The following is a 12,246-nucleotide window of genomic DNA, read 5'->3' as shown; positions in this document are numbered from 1 at the left end:
CGCACTTCTCAGACAGCCGTACGGGCGGTGGCCGAGACGACGGACCCGACCCGATCGACGAGCAGAGCCATCTCGTAGCCGATACGGCCGATGTCGTGGGTCTTGTTGGCGAGCACCGCGAGATGCGAGCCGTTGCCGACCGTCATCACCAACAGGTAGCCGCGCTGCATGTCCACGATCGACTGCATGACCTTGCCGCCGTTGAACAGTTGCGCCGCGCCCGCCGCCAGACTCGCCAGACCCGCGGTCACCGCCGCGAGCTGTTCGGCCCGATCGCTCGGCAGGTGCGGGCTGGTCGCCTGCAACAGGCCGTCGGCCGACACCAGCACCGCGTGGGTCACGCCGGGTACGTCCCGGGTGAACCGGGTGACGAGCCAATTGAGGTTCTCGTCCGTCGTGTTGCTCGGGTTCTCGCTCATACAAGCCCTCCGTCGTTGTACTGGGCGTCGGCCCGCCCACTGCGGACCCCGCTGAGATGCCTGGTCAGGCTGTTTCGGATTTCATCCGGATTCCTGGTGTTGGCTTCTTCGGCGGGAGCAAGCCCGCCGGGCACCAACTGGGCGCCGGGCTGACGAATCGGCAGCCCGCCTGAGGTGCGCCCCGACGTCGTCGGATTGCTCGCCTCGGCGGCGGCCGCCCAACCCTCGTCGGCGCGCGAGGTCCACGGTGTGATGTCGTCGCTGCCGTCCGAACCCGACGACGCGGGCTCGACCAGCCACTCCGAAACCATGCGCTGATAGATCGGGGTCGGTGTCTCCGCGGTCACCGGGCGCAGACCGGTCACGGTGGTGGTCGAGGTGATCGCCACCGGTTCGGGCTCGGGTGCGGGGGCTTGCCGCGGTGCGAGCGTTTCCGGAGCGAAGGTCTGGGTCTCGGCCCAGATATCGATCTTCTCGGGTTCTGGGGAGTACGAGGACTGGTTCCGATCGGCGGGCGCGGGCAGCGCGAGCGGTTCGGACCGGAGGTAACCGTCGTTGCCGCGCTCGGGGTACCGGCGCGAGGAGCGGCCGGGATCGGTGGCTTCGACATCGATGACGGGGGCGGGCCCGGAATTGTCGCGCTCGCCCGGCACCGCGACCCGGATCGCGGGCCTGCGCTGCGGCAGACCGCCGCCCATATCGTAGGCCTGGGTGTTGGGCCCGGACTGGTCGAAACCGGAGGTGTGCTCGGGCAGCGCCAGACTCGGCACCGGCACCAGCGCGCGCGGCTGCTGCGGATTGGCCTCGGGGCGCGCGATCTGCAACGGCGGGGCCGACATCTGCGCGGGCCCGTTGTCGTGCGAGATCGGGACCGGGGAGACGAGCGTCCCCGGCAGGTGCACGCTCGCGGTGATGCCGGGCTGCTGGGCCATGGCCGAGGTACGGCGCAGGTTGACGGTGATGTTGTGACGCTTGGCGAGCCGACCGACGACGAACAGGCCCATGCGGCGGGCGGTCTCGACGGTGACCTCACCACCGGAGGCGAGGTGGTCGTTGGTGGTCTGGAGATCCTCGGTCGACATGCCGAGGCCGCGGTCGATGATCTCGATCAGGTAGCCGCCGTCGACCGCGCGCGCGACCGAGACCGCGACCGGGGTGGTCGGCGGCGAATAGCGCAGCGCGTTGTCGATGAGTTCGGCGAGCAGGTGCTCGATGTCGACGGCGGGTTCACCGGGGACGATGCCGTCGGGGGCGGCGCCGATCTCGACGCGCTGGTAGTCCTCGACCTGCGAGACCGCGCTCCAGAGCATGTCCGAGAGCGGGACCGGGGGCAGGTGGCCGCGCCGCAGCGCGGTGCCCGCGAGCACAAGCAGGTTGTCGCCGTTACGGCGCATGCGGGTCGCGAGGTGGTCGAGGCGGAACAGGCTCTGCAAGCGTTCCGAGTCGTCCTCGTCGTGTTCGAGTTCCTCGATGAGCGAGAGCTGTTGCTCCACGAGGGACTGGCTGCGCCGCGACAGGGTTTCGAACATGCTGCCGATCTGCAGGCGCAGACGAGCCTGTTCACCGGCCAGGTGCAGCGCGGCCTGGTGGATATCGTCGACGGCCCGGGCGAGCTGGCCGATCTCCTCGGTGGTGTGCACGTCGATCTGGCTGGTCTCCGGGGTCGAACCGCCGGAGCGCACCACCTCGATCTCGTTGGGCAGGTCGACGTGGGCGACCTGCAACGCGCCGTGCCGCAGCCTGCGGATCGGGACGACGAGCGAGCGGGCGACCGCCAGCGCCAGCGCCAGACCGGCGAGCAGGGTCGCGACCACGCTCGCGATATCGCGCAGCACGATGCCGCGCAGTTCCGAGGTCCGGTCGGCCAGCCGCTTGTCGATGGTGTCGACGAGGGCGAGCGTGGTCTGGTCGTAGGAGGCGGCGCTGGTACGCAGCGAATCCACGACCGCGGGGTTGGTCGTCGGATCGCCGACGTTCTGACCGAATGCCCCTAGTCGGGTGTTGATCGCATCGATCAGTGTGTTGGCGTTCAGCGCCGACGACGGTTGCAGCTGGGCGAACTGCATGATGAGCACGAGCTCGCCACCCGCGGTCGTGAGAACCGTCGGCTGCACGGCGGGGTTCTTGGCCGCGCCTGGCGAGCCGATCAGCATGTACTGCTGGGCCAGCAGGCGGCGGGCGTTGGTGGTCACGCCGAGCTGCAGGAAGTAGCGCTGTACGGAGAGTTCTTCGATCGTGGTCGAGACCGCGATCGCGTTACCGATGCGCGCCGCCACATCGTCGGCCTGCTGACCGATGGTCACCGGCGACGAACTGCGCAGACTGTTGCGCATCGCGCGGCCTGCGACGAGCGCGAGATCGAGCTCCTTGCTCACACTGTCGGGCGCTCGGGTCGATTTGAGCGCTGTTTCGAGATCGGCCGCCGTCTGGTCGAATTTGCCCGCGACCCTGTCGATGGCCGAATCCGGCTGATCCTCCCATGAGGTCGCCGCCGATAACGCGAGTTGCTCGGTCGCCCAACCGAACCCGAGCATGGGGCGGATGATCCTTGCCTGTTCCGAGGCAGCGTCCAGCTGCGAGATCATGTCGAGCTCGTCGTTGATACGCAACACCGCGAACGTCGAGGCGAGTACTACCGGTAGCAGCAGTACGACGCCGACCTTGCGGGTGACGGACCAGTTGGACAGCCTGAATTGCCTGGAACGCGGTGCTGATTCCATCCGCTTCCGTCGCCTCCACTCCGCGCGGGGTCCCCGGTGGCTTGTGGCTGTTCAACATGAGGAAGGGATGAACCTGCTGAGAACCAACTCGAGGTCTTCTTTTTACCGCTGGGAACATACCGTGATAGCTGGTTATCGGCAATCTGAGACACCCGCTTTGAGAACTCTCGAATATGGCCGAGCAGAACGCCTTTCGTATGGCGAACGGACCCGGCTCTAGCGGAAATCGGCCGATACTGAAGAAAGGTGCTGGTCACGCTGTTGGTTGACCCGGCCACGAGGTCGCGCGATCGACACGGCGTGTCGGATGCGCCCCTCTCAGTGGACTCTCAGTCGATGCGGTCAAACTGGGGGCATGCGCATTCTGGTAGTCGACGACGATCGCGCCGTCCGTGAATCGTTGCGCCGGTCGTTGACCTTCAACGGTTACTCCGTCGATCTCGCGGTGGACGGGGTCGACGCGCTGGAGAAGGCCACCACGCAGCGTCCCGATGCCCTCGTACTCGATGTGATGATGCCGCGACTGGACGGGCTCGAAGTTTGCCGGAGGCTGCGCAGCACCGGAGACGATCTTCCGATTCTGGTTTTGACAGCGCGGGATTCGGTATCGGAAAGGGTTGCTGGACTCGATGCCGGGGCCGACGACTATTTGCCGAAACCCTTCGCGTTGGAAGAATTGCTCGCCCGATTGCGCGCGCTGCTCCGCCGCAGGGCGACCGATCCCGGTGAGGGTTCGGAGGCCATGCAGTTCGCCGATCTGTCACTGGATCCGGTGACGAGGGAGGTCGCCAGGGGCGATCGGTCGATCAGTCTGACCCGCACCGAGTTCTCGCTACTGGAAATGTTGATGGCGAATCCGCGTCGCGTGCTGACGCGCAGCCGAATTTTGGAAGAAGTCTGGGGCTACGATTTCCCCACTTCCGGCAACGCGCTCGAGGTCTATATCGGCTATCTGCGCCGCAAAACCGAGGCCGAGAGCGAACCCCGGCTCATCCATACGGTCCGTGGAGTCGGGTACGTACTCCGCGAAACTCCTCCGTAAGCCGGCTCGACAATGGCCAGGACTGTGCCCCGTCGACCGGTGGTCGCCACACTCGGTCAGCAGCGTGCGCCGGATTCCGCGGAGATGCGCCCGCCGATGCCGCTGACCCGGTCGGTCTCGTTGCGCTGGCGGGTGACCCTGCTCGCGGCCTCGCTGGTCGCCGTGGCGGTGGCGGTCACCTCCATCGCCGCCTACGCGATGGTCGCGCGCGCGCTCTACGCCGACGTCGATTCGCAATTGCGGGCGCGCGCGGACACGATGATCACCAATAATTTCGAGAATCTCGGTTTTCAATCCATTGTGCTCGCCGGGCTTTTCTCCAACGATGTCGGCGTCGCGCTGATCTTCGCCGATCACAAGCCGTATATGCCGCCCCAGCAGACCACGCCGCCGGTCGGTAGCCAGGAATTGGCCGTCGCCGACGGTCAATTGCCCTCGTCGCTGCGCACGGTCAACAATCAGCGAGTGCTCGCGGTGCCGACCCATTCCGGTGCCACCCTGATCATTTCGCAGCGCCTGGAGCCCACCAGGGAGGTCCTCGACCGGTTGGCCTGGCTGCTCTTCGTGGTCGGCGGCTGCGGCGTGGTGCTCGCCGCCGCGGCGGGCACCACGGTCGCCCGCACCGGGCTGCGCCCCATCGCCAGGCTCACCGCGGCCACCGAGCGGATCGCCCGCACCGACGATCTGACACCGATCCCGGTCACAGGTGACGACGAATTGGCGCGGCTGACCGAGAGTTTCAACACAATGCTGCGGGCGCTCGCCGAATCCCGTGACCGCCAGCGCAGGCTGGTGGCCGACGCGGGCCACGAATTGCGCACACCGCTCACCTCGTTGCGCACCAATATGGAACTGCTGATCGCCTCGGGGCGGCCGGGGGCGCCGCAGATCCCCGACGAGGACATGGCCGAACTGCGCGAGGACGTGGTCGCCCAGATCGAGGAACTGTCCACCCTCGTCGGAGACCTGGTCGACCTCGCGCGCGAGGACGCGCCCGAAACCGTCTACGACCGCATCGATCTCGGCGAGGTGACCGAGCGAGTGCTCGAACGGGCGCGCAGGCGTCGCGGTTCCATCGAATTCGTCGCGGAACTGCGCCCGTGGTTCGTCTACGGCCACGAGTCCGGGTTGGAGCGCGCCGTGCTCAACGTGCTCGACAACGCGGCCAAATGGAGCCCGGAGGGCGCGCAAGTACTGGTGACCATGCGCGAAACCGGACGCGGACTGCTCGAACTCGACGTCGACGACGCCGGTCCCGGCATCCCGTCGGGCGAGCGCGAACTGGTTTTCGAGCGCTTCTACCGGACCACGGTCTCCCGGTCGATGCCGGGTTCCGGACTCGGCCTCGCGATCGTCAAACAGGTGGTGACCAAACACGGCGGCACCATCACGGTCGAGAACTCGGCGCGCGGCGGCGCTCTCATCCGCATCGTGCTGCCCGGTGAGGCCGGGACCGCCCAGATCGACAAACAGATCTCGGAAAACTGATAGCGGGGTCTCAGTCCCCTCTAAGCCGTCATCGCCAGACTGGGTGACAGACGTTCAGGAGAAACGAGAAGCGATGACCGAGGATTTCCAGAACCGCCGGGGGGAGCAGGACGGCGCGGGCACAGGCCACCATCCGACCGAGCAGTTCCCCGCCGCGCACCATGATCCGCATACGGCGTGGCAGCGGCCGGACACCGGCGCCGCCTATTCGACGCCGCAGTACCCGACCGGTCCCTACCGGGAGTACGGGCAGGGGCCGCAGATGCCGCCGCCGGGCCAGGTGCCGCCGACGGCGTTCGGGCCCCAGACGCCCCAGACGCCACAGGCACCTCAGCCGCAGCGTCGTCCGGTGCGTGTCGGGCTGGTCGCGGGAGCGGTGGTACTCGCCTTGGTCAGCGGTGGCGTCGGCGGTGCGGTCGGCACGCTCGCCACCCGCACCGACGACGGCCGCGCGCCGGTGACCAACGCGCTGGACGCGCCGAAACCCAACGTCAGCAATGTCGCCAACGCCCCCGCCGGTTCCACCCAGGCCGTCGCGCAGAAGGTGCTGCCCAGCGTCGTGATGATCAAGGTCGCGAGCAGTCGCGCCGAGGGGGAGGGTTCCGGCGTCGTCCTGTCCTCGGACGGGCTGATCCTGACCAACAACCACGTCGCCGCGGGCGGTGGTCGCGACGCCACGATGGAGGTCGTCTTCTCCGACGGCAGCACCGCGCCCGCCACCCTCGTCGGCGCGGACCCGGTCTCGGACCTCGCGGTCATCAAGGTCACCGGCAAATCCGGGCTGACCCCGATCGAACTCGGCGCCTCCGGTGCTCTCCAGGTCGGCCAGTCGGTCATCGCGGTCGGTTCCCCGCTCGGACTGGCGGGCACGGTCACCACGGGTATCGTCTCCGCGCTCAACCGTCCGGTCTCCACCCAGGGCGAGAGCGAGTCCAGCCAGGTGAATCCGGTGATCGACGCGATCCAGACCGATGCCGCGATCAACCCCGGCAATTCCGGCGGCGCACTGGTCGACGGCAACGGCAAACTGATCGGCATCAACACCGCCATCGCCAGCCTCGGGGCCGGTGAGGGCTCGGGTGCGCAGAGCGGGTCCATCGGCCTCGGCTTCGCGATCCCGGTCGATCAGGCCCGCCGGGTGGCCGACGAACTGATCAAGACCGGCCACGCGACCTACGCGCAGATCGGCATCAAGTTGCGGCCGCAGGACACCGCGGCGCGGGTGCTGGAATCCACCGCCGACGGCCCGGCCGCAAAGGCGGGAATTCCGTCCGGCGCGGTGATCACCTCACTCGACGGACGGGTCATCGATTCCGGTAACGCGCTCATCGCCGCCGTCCGCTCGCACGAGCCTGGGGACAAGGTGAAGGTCACCTACACCGACGAACAGGGCGGCAATCCCAAGACCGTCGAGGTCACCCTGACCGCGGCGCCCGCCGAGGGCGGCCGGTGATGCGTTCCAAGCCCCGCGGTCTCGTGCTGCTCCCACCCGGTTTGACCAGCATCGAGGTCGAACTCGACGGCGTAGGCGCTACGGTGAGCACCATGGAAATCGATGCTCCTGTGGCGGGGCGTGCACTGGTGGTGGTGGTCGATGATCGAACGGCACATGGAGGTGTGGACGCGCTCGGGCCGCTGGTCACCGAACTGCTGACCGAGGCTGGTTTCCTCGTCGACGCATCGGTGTCGGTGCAGGCCGACGAGGTGGAGATCCGCAACGCGCTCAATACCGCCGTGATCGGCGGCGTCGACCTGGTGATCTCGGTCGGCGGCACCGGAATGTCGCCGCGTGATGTCACCCCCGAGGCGACCTCACAGGTTCTGGATCGTGAGTTGCAGGGCATCAGCGAGGCGCTGCGCGCTTCCGGCCGGGTCGCCGGATCGCTGGACGCTGGCCTGTCGCGCGGCCTCGCCGGAATCTCCGGCAGCACCCTCGTCGTCAATCTTCCCGGCACCCGCGCGGCGGTTCGCGACGGAATGGCGACGCTGGGTCCGCTCGCCAGCAAAGTAATCGGTGAACTCTCCGGATTGGTCGAATAATTTCTGCCGAGGGATCTTCCGACGACCCTCGCCCGGCGCAGCGCCGGGCGAGGGATATCGCGCGCGCGGCCCGTATTTTCGGTGACGTCCTCCCGGAAACCACGTCCGACGAACGCGATCCACAATCCGGAGGCGACAGCTCATCCGATGATTGGTTCCGCTCCCAGGTGCCCCCGCACCACGGTTGAGCGATACCGCCGACGCGGTCGGCAACTCCGCCGTAATGTTTTCGTGATGCCTCATCAGTTTCTTCGATATCGCGTTGTGATATACCCCACCGGCCGTGTCAGGATTCCGTAAGGGCCGGTCGGCGCGGTCCGGCCGTGAATCCGGTGGCCAGCGGTCCGCGAGCCCCCTGTCTGCGCATATGCACAGCGAGTGATATGGGCATGCGTTCATCAGTGATCTACATCACAGTTCGCAATGTGAAAGCTCGCGTTGCCAGGCTGTTACCGACGGTTTAACCTTCGCGTGAGCCATTCAACACTGGACCCGAAGGCCCGGGCGAGACTGCTATTTCGTCCTTCCCGGTGGAACCCGGCTCGGTTCCGATTGCCAGCTGAGGCCGTTGCGCCGAAATAACAGCCGGTTACATACCGGCAACAAAGGGGCGACACACTGAGCTGGGCCTGAGAGGACCAATGTCCACCTCGATGGTCGAGGTCGACTGTTTGAACCTGATGAGGGGAAGTATGAGCGAGAACCGCACCAACGGTCTGCGCCGCGGTGCCCGCGTCGCGGGCGTCGGCGCCGCCGCGGCCGTTGCCATGGGCCTGCTTTCGACCGGGGCTGCCAATGCCGATACCTTCGTTCCGTTGCCGGACGGACAGAAGATCGGACCTGGCGTCACCATCACCCGTACCGGAGAGCACGCCCTGATTTCTCCGTCCCTTTCCGGGAACGGCGCGGGCCGCGTTGTCTGGGTCTCCGGAAACGCCAGCGCCGATGTCACCGTCACCCCCGAGGGTGAAGTGGGCCCGAACAACGGTCCCGCCGGTGGCCCGGGTAGCAACAACTCGTCGACGCACGGTGCGTCGCAGCTGAGCACCGGCTACATCGTCGGTTGCCAGGTCAGCATCGCCGACGACGCCATCTCGGCGGGTTTCTCGGGCGGCGTCAGCCTCGACGGTGGCAGCCTCGGCGGCTCCATCGGCCTGGCGCTCGGCCCGGGTGAAGTGAAGTTCGTGCAGATCGACTACAAGGACATCCTGAAGCCGGGTGTCTACTCGGTCGAGTACCAGGACGCCGAGATCGAGATCCAGGGCTGCGCCGGTTACGCGCAGGCGCGCTCGTACACCGTCGTCGAGATCATCGGTGACCACTACTCGAAGACGAGCCTCTACGGCCTGCCGTTCAGCATCGGCTGACCTGTATCGACTTTCGCACGAACAATCTTCTCGCTGAAGCGAATTCACAACCCTCGAGGGGCATAATCAAATGATCAACCGCAAGATCTTGGCGCGGGTGGCCGGTGTCGGCGCCGCAGCCACTGTCGCCATGGGCCTGTTCTCCACGGGCGCTGCCAATGCCGATACCTTCGTTCCGCTGCCGGGCGGCGAAATCGTCAAGACCCTCTCCGACGGCACCGTTGTCACGGTCCGCCTCGTCGGCGAGTCCGCCAACATCAACCCTTCCCTGGGCTCCACCCCGGTGCACCGCAACGCGTGGGTCTCCGGTAGCGCTCAGGTCGAACTGTCCGGTACCGGCTCCGATTCCGGCGGCCGGATCTTCCCGGGCTACACCGTGGGCTGCCAGGTCAACATCGCGGGCGGCGGCACCTCCGGTGGCGTCGACGGCGGCGTCGCATGGGCGGACGGCACGCCGAGCGTCGGCGCCACCGGCGGCGGCGATCTGTCGCTCGGCCCCGGCCAGGCGCAGTCGTTCTACATCCTCGATCTGGAGCAGGCCGACGATTTCGGTAGCGAGACCCACAAGAAGCGCAACGTCTTCAGTGGCTCGAACGGTTCGGTCACCTGGGCCGATTCGACCATCGGCCTGAGCGGCTGTGGCGGTTACGCGCAGGCGCGCGCCTTCGTCAGCGTCGAGGTCGAGACCGAGAGCGTCGTCACCTGGATCACCCTGTACGGTCAGCCGTTCAGCATCGGCTGATCCTCGGGTCACTCGCAGAACGGGTCCGTCGCCTCGGTGACGGGCCCGTTCGCGTTCTCGCACAGGTGAACTCGCCGGTCAGGATTCGTGCTTGCCGCCGGCGTCGCGCTTGCCATCGGCGAGTAGATCGCGGATCTGGATCAGCAACTCGGATTCGGTGAGCTTCTCGTCCTCGGTGCCGAAGCGTTTCTTGGCCCGTGTCGCCGGAATTACGAGAATGAAGTAGAGCACCGCCGCGATGATGATGAAATTGATGGCCGCGGTAATGATCGGTCCGACCTGAACAAAGGTCGCCGGTTTATCGGCAACCAGCTGGAAACCGAGCCCCATTGCATTATCACCGCCGAAGATGGCCAGGATCGGATTGACGATCCCGGTGGTGAACGCGGTGACGATTGCTACGAATGCGGTGCCGATGACCACGGCAACGGCCAGGTCAACGACATTTCCGCGCAGTAGAAAATCCTTGAAACCCTTCAGCATTGCCGGTGTCTCCTTCGAGTGGGAGCCTGTGCGCTGCGCTCTCCGATGGGGATTATTGCCGTATATACGATGCTAGTTCAGGTCTATGGCAAATTCTTGGTAATCATTTCTGGGCGGGGCTCGACAGCCGTGCTCTCAGTGGAATACGACGGTGAGCGCGGTGCGCAAGGACGCCGCGGCGACCGTGGTGGCGTGTTCGGAGTCCATCGCTACCAGGACCACCCGCTCGCTCGCGGTACGCCGATCGCCGGAGGCCGAGACGAGGACGACCGCGGCGTCGGTGGCCAGGATTCGCGCCGGTCTCGCGGAGCCGCCGGTCTGCTCCTCGGCGCCGATCACGTCGACCCGGTCACCTGCCCGCAGAATTTCCGCCACGGCGGTGTCGGCGAGACGGATCGGGACGATACGGGCCTCGCGATCGCCGGTCGCCGCCGCGGCGAGCCTCGGTCCGACGACACGCAGATCGGTGAAGACCTCGCCCGACCGCATCGCGGCGGTCAGCGTCGCGCCGATCAAGGTGGAGGTGTCGCGCACCGCGCCGTCGGGCAGTGTGCCGGATTCGTGCGGCACGATACGCAGATCGCCTGCTTCGAGCGCCCGCCCCGGCGCGAGGTCGCGTCCTGCGACCACGATCTCGGCTCGCCCGGCGTCCGGATCGCCGCGCACGAAGAGCACCACGGCCAGTACGGCCAGCCCCGCGGCGAGCAATCGACGCGCGAGCAGTTGATCGGCCCACTCCGGCCGATTCCACAGGGCGAATCGCAACGGGCTGCCGCGGCCGAGGTCGGCGCGAGATCGGATCATGGCCGGAGCCTATGGCCGCGTGACGTCACCTCGACGGTGCGAACGGGCGAATGTGGACAACACGCGGCCTGTGGACAACGGTGCGACTAGCGCACCGGCCTCAACTGGCGACGGCGGTGCTGCTGCTGGAGGAGGAGCTGCTGCTCGACGATCCGCCGCCGTCGCTCGACGAACTCGAATCCGAGCTCGTGGAACCGGACCCGCTCGAACTGTCGGACTTCGCGGGCTCGCTCGCGGTGGACGCGCCGCCGCGGCTGTCGGTGCGGTAGAAGCCGCTGCCCTTGAAGACGATGCCGACGGAGTTGAACAGCTTGCGCAGCTTGCCCGAGCACTGCTCGCAGACGCTCAGCGCATCGTCGGAGAAGGACTGAACGATGTCGAAGCGGTTGTCACACTGGGTGCACGCATACGAATAAGTTGGCACAGCATCCTCCGCGGTGGTTCGTCAACTGGCACTCTACAGCCGACAGTGCCAACACAGGTAATCGAAGTTTCATTCCGCCGTCATTCCGCGACGCCCGCGATGCCGAGCTGTTGTAATCCGCCGCCGGGCGTGAGCGCCCATCCCATATGGAAATCATGCGGTTCGGCGGGCAGTTCGTCGACCACTTCGGCGTCGCGGACCACGGCGACCAGACGGGCGTCCACGCGGGCCGCGCTCAGCGTGCGGTCGTAGTGGCCCGCTCCACGACCGAGGCGCACACCGCGGCGGTCCACGGCGAGCGCGGGGATCAGCACCAGTTCGGCCCGGGTGATGGCCTCGGGGGGCAGGACGGGGCCGTCGGGTTCGAGCAGACCCCAGCGGGCCGCGTGCAGTGCGTCCGCGCCGGTGTACTCGGCCCACTCCAACGGACCCGGCGGCCCGGCGATGGGCAGCAGCAGTCGCGCGCCCGCCTCGCGCACGGCGTCGAGCATGGCCGTCGAACCGGGTTCGCCGCGCACCGGGACATAGGCGCAGACCCAGGCGGGGATCTCGAGTTCGCGGACCGCCCGCGAGAGTGCCGCGGCTTCGGCGGCGTGTGTGCGCGCCGTCACAGCCGTGCGGCGCGCGAGAATTTCGGAGCGCCATGCATGTTTGTCGCGCTCAACGGGCATCTCCATGCTGATCACCATAAGCTCACCGGCATACCTGGCCGTCGCG

The 12,246-nt window shown here is 67.1% G+C and carries 12 protein-coding genes; 6 read left to right on the top strand and 6 right to left on the bottom strand.

Going from position 1 to position 12,246, the window contains the following annotated elements; translation table 11 throughout:
• Window positions 1-8: 8 nt before the first annotated feature.
• Window positions 9-419 carry a roadblock/LC7 domain-containing protein gene (locus tag OG225_RS29825; RefSeq protein WP_216914686.1) on the bottom strand — a complete coding sequence of 137 codons (411 nt, stop codon included), beginning with the start codon at window positions 417-419 and terminating at the stop codon, window positions 9-11.
• Window positions 416-3,139, bottom strand: a complete 2,724-nt coding sequence (locus tag OG225_RS29820; protein WP_405178264.1) for an ATP-binding protein — start codon at window positions 3,137-3,139, stop codon at window positions 416-418. The genes OG225_RS29825 and OG225_RS29820 overlap by 4 nt, the downstream gene beginning before the upstream one ends.
• Before the next feature lie 355 nt (window positions 3,140-3,494).
• Here OG225_RS29820 and OG225_RS29815 point away from each other — a divergent pair, with 355 nt between their 5' ends.
• From OG225_RS29815 to OG225_RS29790, 6 genes are all read left to right on the top strand, one after another.
• Window positions 3,495-4,181, top strand: a complete 687-nt coding sequence (locus tag OG225_RS29815; protein WP_216914682.1) for a response regulator transcription factor — start codon at window positions 3,495-3,497, stop codon at window positions 4,179-4,181.
• A gap of 12 nt (window positions 4,182-4,193) precedes the next feature.
• Window positions 4,194-5,669 carry an ATP-binding protein gene (locus tag OG225_RS29810; protein WP_405178263.1) on the top strand — a complete coding sequence of 492 codons (1,476 nt, stop codon included), beginning with the start codon at window positions 4,194-4,196 and terminating at the stop codon, window positions 5,667-5,669.
• Window positions 5,670-5,742: 73 nt separating this feature from the next.
• A complete protein-coding gene (locus OG225_RS29805) occupies window positions 5,743-7,122 on the top strand; it encodes a S1C family serine protease (protein WP_405178262.1) in 1,380 nt (459 codons plus the stop codon).
• A 92-nt stretch (window positions 7,123-7,214) separates the two neighbouring features.
• The gene (locus tag OG225_RS29800; protein ID WP_232840176.1) at window positions 7,215-7,709 is read left to right on the top strand and encodes a molybdenum cofactor biosynthesis protein B; all 495 of its coding nucleotides are present in this window, start codon (window positions 7,215-7,217) and stop codon (window positions 7,707-7,709) included.
• A gap of 692 nt (window positions 7,710-8,401) precedes the next feature.
• Window positions 8,402-9,076, top strand: a complete 675-nt coding sequence (locus OG225_RS29795) for an MspA family porin (protein ID WP_405183410.1) — start codon at window positions 8,402-8,404, stop codon at window positions 9,074-9,076.
• A 70-nt stretch (window positions 9,077-9,146) separates the two neighbouring features.
• Entirely contained in the window at window positions 9,147-9,818 is a 672-nt protein-coding gene (locus OG225_RS29790; RefSeq protein ID WP_216914673.1) for an MspA family porin, read from the top strand.
• Between the two features lie 78 nt (window positions 9,819-9,896).
• Here the strand turns inward: OG225_RS29790 and mscL are convergent, their stop codons facing one another.
• From mscL to OG225_RS29770, 4 genes are all read right to left on the bottom strand, one after another.
• Window positions 9,897-10,301 (bottom strand): large conductance mechanosensitive channel protein MscL, encoded by a 405-nt coding sequence (gene mscL / locus OG225_RS29785; protein WP_405178261.1) that lies wholly within the window; start codon window positions 10,299-10,301, stop codon window positions 9,897-9,899.
• Window positions 10,302-10,436: 135 nt separating this feature from the next.
• The gene (locus OG225_RS29780; protein ID WP_405178260.1) at window positions 10,437-11,105 is read right to left on the bottom strand and encodes an SAF domain-containing protein; all 669 of its coding nucleotides are present in this window, start codon (window positions 11,103-11,105) and stop codon (window positions 10,437-10,439) included.
• A 100-nt stretch (window positions 11,106-11,205) separates the two neighbouring features.
• Window positions 11,206-11,529, bottom strand: coding sequence for an FmdB family zinc ribbon protein (locus OG225_RS29775; protein WP_405178259.1), 324 nt, complete (start codon window positions 11,527-11,529; stop codon window positions 11,206-11,208).
• Window positions 11,530-11,609: 80 nt separating this feature from the next.
• The gene (locus OG225_RS29770; RefSeq protein ID WP_405178258.1) at window positions 11,610-12,206 is read right to left on the bottom strand and encodes a 5-formyltetrahydrofolate cyclo-ligase; all 597 of its coding nucleotides are present in this window, start codon (window positions 12,204-12,206) and stop codon (window positions 11,610-11,612) included.
• Window positions 12,207-12,246: the final 40 nt, after the last annotated feature.

This window comes from Nocardia sp. NBC_01377 (assembly GCF_045040005.1).
Taxonomy (GTDB): domain Bacteria; phylum Actinomycetota; class Actinomycetes; order Mycobacteriales; family Mycobacteriaceae; genus Nocardia; species Nocardia noduli.
This window is presented reverse-complemented; position numbering and strand designations above follow the sequence as displayed.

Excerpts from the sequence above, each read along its gene's own strand:
- OG225_RS29825 (WP_216914686.1), bottom strand. The coding sequence starts at position 419 with ATGAGCGAGAACCCGAGCAACACGACGGACGAGAACCTCAATTGGCTC.
- OG225_RS29790 (WP_216914673.1), top strand. The coding sequence starts at position 9,147 with ATGATCAACCGCAAGATCTTGGCGCGGGTGGCCGGTGTCGGCGCCGCA.
- OG225_RS29815 (WP_216914682.1), top strand. The coding sequence starts at position 3,495 with ATGCGCATTCTGGTAGTCGACGACGATCGCGCCGTCCGTGAATCGTTG.
- OG225_RS29805 (WP_405178262.1), top strand. The coding sequence starts at position 5,743 with ATGACCGAGGATTTCCAGAACCGCCGGGGGGAGCAGGACGGCGCGGGC.
- OG225_RS29770 (WP_405178258.1), bottom strand. The coding sequence starts at position 12,206 with ATGGAGATGCCCGTTGAGCGCGACAAACATGCATGGCGCTCCGAAATT.
- OG225_RS29810 (WP_405178263.1), top strand. The coding sequence starts at position 4,194 with ATGGCCAGGACTGTGCCCCGTCGACCGGTGGTCGCCACACTCGGTCAG.
- OG225_RS29800 (WP_232840176.1), top strand. The coding sequence starts at position 7,215 with ATGGAAATCGATGCTCCTGTGGCGGGGCGTGCACTGGTGGTGGTGGTC.
- OG225_RS29780 (WP_405178260.1), bottom strand. The coding sequence starts at position 11,105 with ATGATCCGATCTCGCGCCGACCTCGGCCGCGGCAGCCCGTTGCGATTC.
- mscL (WP_405178261.1), bottom strand. The coding sequence starts at position 10,301 with ATGCTGAAGGGTTTCAAGGATTTTCTACTGCGCGGAAATGTCGTTGAC.
- OG225_RS29795 (WP_405183410.1), top strand. The coding sequence starts at position 8,402 with ATGAGCGAGAACCGCACCAACGGTCTGCGCCGCGGTGCCCGCGTCGCG.
- OG225_RS29820 (WP_405178264.1), bottom strand. The coding sequence starts at position 3,139 with ATGGAATCAGCACCGCGTTCCAGGCAATTCAGGCTGTCCAACTGGTCC.